This is a genomic window from Falsiroseomonas algicola, from assembly GCF_011040385.1.
GTDB lineage: Bacteria > Pseudomonadota > Alphaproteobacteria > Acetobacterales > Acetobacteraceae > Falsiroseomonas > Falsiroseomonas algicola.
This window is the reverse complement of sequence record NZ_JAAIKB010000038.1, coordinates 1-2,500: the sequence shown is the minus strand read 5'-3', so window position 1 is coordinate 2,500 and position 2,500 is coordinate 1. Positions and strand designations below refer to the sequence as shown.

Here is a 2,500-nt window from a genome sequence, read left to right as displayed (position 1 = left end):
AGGCGCAGCGAAAGCGAGTCCGAAATGGGCGTTGAGTTGCCGGCATGAGACCCGAAACCTGGTGATCTAGCCATGGACAGGCTGAAGGTGGGGTAACACCTACTGGAGGGCCGAACCCACGCCTGTTGAAAAAGTCGGGGATGATCTGTGGCTAGGGGTGAAAGGCCAATCAAACCAGGAAATAGCTGGTTCTCCGCGAAATCTATTGAGGTAGATCGTCATCTGGACACCCTCGGAGGTAGAGCACCGGATGGGCTAGGGGGACCCAAAGTCCTACCAAACCCAACCGAACTCCGAATGCCGAGGAGTGATGGGTGGCAGACAGACGGCGGGTGCTAAGGTCCGTCGTCGAGAGGGAAACAGCCCAGACCACCAGCTAAGGCCCCTAATTCGTGGCTAAGTGGGAAAGCATGTGGGACGGCCAAAACAACCAGGAGGTTGGCTTAGAAGCAGCCATCCTTTAAAGAAAGCGTAATAGCTCACTGGTCTAATAGCTGTTCTGCGGCGAAAATGTAACGGGGCTCAAGCCACGAGCCGAAGCTGTGGGTGCATCGAAAGATGTGCGGTAGCGGAGCGTTCCCTAGGCCTGTGAAGCGGTACCTGTGAGGGGCCGTGGAGGTATGGGAAGTGCGAATGCGGACATGAGTAGCGACAAGAAGGGTGAGAAACCCTTCCGCCGAAAATCCAAGGGTTCCTGCGCAAGGCTAATCCGCGCAGGGTGAGCCGGCCCCTAAGGCGAGGGCGACAGCCGTAGCCGATGGAAACCAGGTGAATATTCCTGGGCCCGTCAGAAGTGACAGCCGTGAAGTGCTGTATGCCCTTATCGGATTGGGTGTGCAGTTGGATCGGCTCGGGAAATAGCTCTGACATATGGACCGTACCCGAAACCGACACAGGTGGATTGGACGAGTATTCCAAGGCGCTTGAGGGAACCATGCTGAAGGAACTAGGCAAATTGCTCGCGTAACTTCGGGATAAGCGAGACCTGCTGGCGGGCAACCGCTGGTGGGTGGCACAGACCAGGGGGTGGCGACTGTTTAGTAAAAACACAGGGCTCTGCGAAATCGAGAGATGACGTATAGGGTCTGACGCCTGCCCGGTGCTGGAAGGTCAAGGGGAGGAGTGCAAGCTCCGAACCGAAGCCCCAGTAAACGGCGGCCGTAACTATAACGGTCCTAAGGTAGCGAAATTCCTTGTCGGGTAAGTTCCGACCTGCACGAATGGCGTAACGACCTCCCCACTGTCTCCAGCATGGGCTCAGCGAAATTGAATTCCCCGTGAAGATGCGGGGTACCCGCGGTCAGACGGAAAGACCCTATGAACCTTTACTGCAGCTTCGCAGTGGCGCCAGGAAGGGACTGTGTAGGATAGGTGGGAGGCTTTGAAGCATGGGCGCTAGCTTGTGTGGAGCCAACCTTGAAATACCACCCTGTGCCTTTCTGGCGTCTAACCGAACCCGGTCACCCCGGGTCGGGACCCTGCGTGGTGGGCAGTTTGACTGGGGCGGTCGCCTCCCAAATGGTAACGGAGGCGCGCGATGGTGGGCTCAAGCCGGTCGGACATCGGCTGTTGAGTGCAAAGGCACAAGCCCGCCTGACTGCGAGCGCGACGGCGCGAGCAGAGACGAAAGTCGGCCTTAGTGATCCGGTGGTCCCGCGTGGAAGGGCCATCGCTCAACGGATAAAAGGTACTCTAGGGATAACAGGCTGATCTCCCCCAAGAGTCCACATCGACGGGGAGGTTTGGCACCTCGATGTCGGCTCATCGCATCCCGGGGCTGGAGCAGGTCCCAAGGGTTCGGCTGTTCGCCGATTAAAGCGGTACGTGAGCTGGGTTTAGAACGTCGTGAGACAGTTCGGTCCCTATCTGCCGTGGGTGTACGAGACTTGAGAGGATCTGTCCCTAGTACGAGAGGACCGGGATGGACGCACCTCTGGTGAACCGGTTGTCACGCCAGTGGCACGGCCGGGTGGCCAAGTGCGGAACGGATAACCGCTGAAGGCATCTAAGCGGGAAACCAGCCTCAAGACCAGGTCTCGCCGAGGGCCGTGGTAGACCACCACGTCGATAGGCCGCAGGTGCAAGAAGGGTAACCTTCTCAGCCGAGCGGTCCTAATCGCCCGATCGAGCTCAAGATCACCGCCGCACGCATCGGTGTCCGTCAAACGACACCACCGCGCGCAGCACCAAACCGCGCACTACCCGCACTCAGCCAACCACACACACACACCAGACCCAGACAACATCAGACTACGATCCGGCGCGGTGGCCCGGTGGTCATCGCGGAGATGATACACCCGATCCCATCCCGAACTCGGCCGTGAAACACTCCAGCGCCCATGGTACTGCATCTCAAGATGCGGGAGAGTCGGTCGCCGCCGGGCCACCACGCCGGATCGTACTGATCAAACACACCACCGCGGGGTGGAGCAGCCCGGTAGCTCGTCAGGCTCATAACCTGAAGGTCACAGGTTCAAATCCTGTCCCCGCATCCCAATGA

1 tRNA gene and 2 rRNA genes (1 of these 3 cut by a window edge) are annotated in these 2,500 nt (G+C 59.0%); all 3 read left to right on the top strand.

Annotated elements, in window-relative coordinates:
- Nucleotides 1–2,137: ribosomal RNA gene (locus G3576_RS30740) — 23S ribosomal RNA — on the top strand; it begins 598 nt to the left of the window's first position.
- Between the two features lie 132 nt (nucleotides 2,138–2,269).
- Nucleotides 2,270–2,384, top strand: a 5S ribosomal RNA gene (gene rrf, locus G3576_RS30735).
- Nucleotides 2,385–2,418: 34 nt separating this feature from the next.
- Nucleotides 2,419–2,492 (top strand) — tRNA-Met (locus G3576_RS30730).
- The last annotated feature ends 8 nt before the right edge of the window (nucleotides 2,493–2,500 follow it).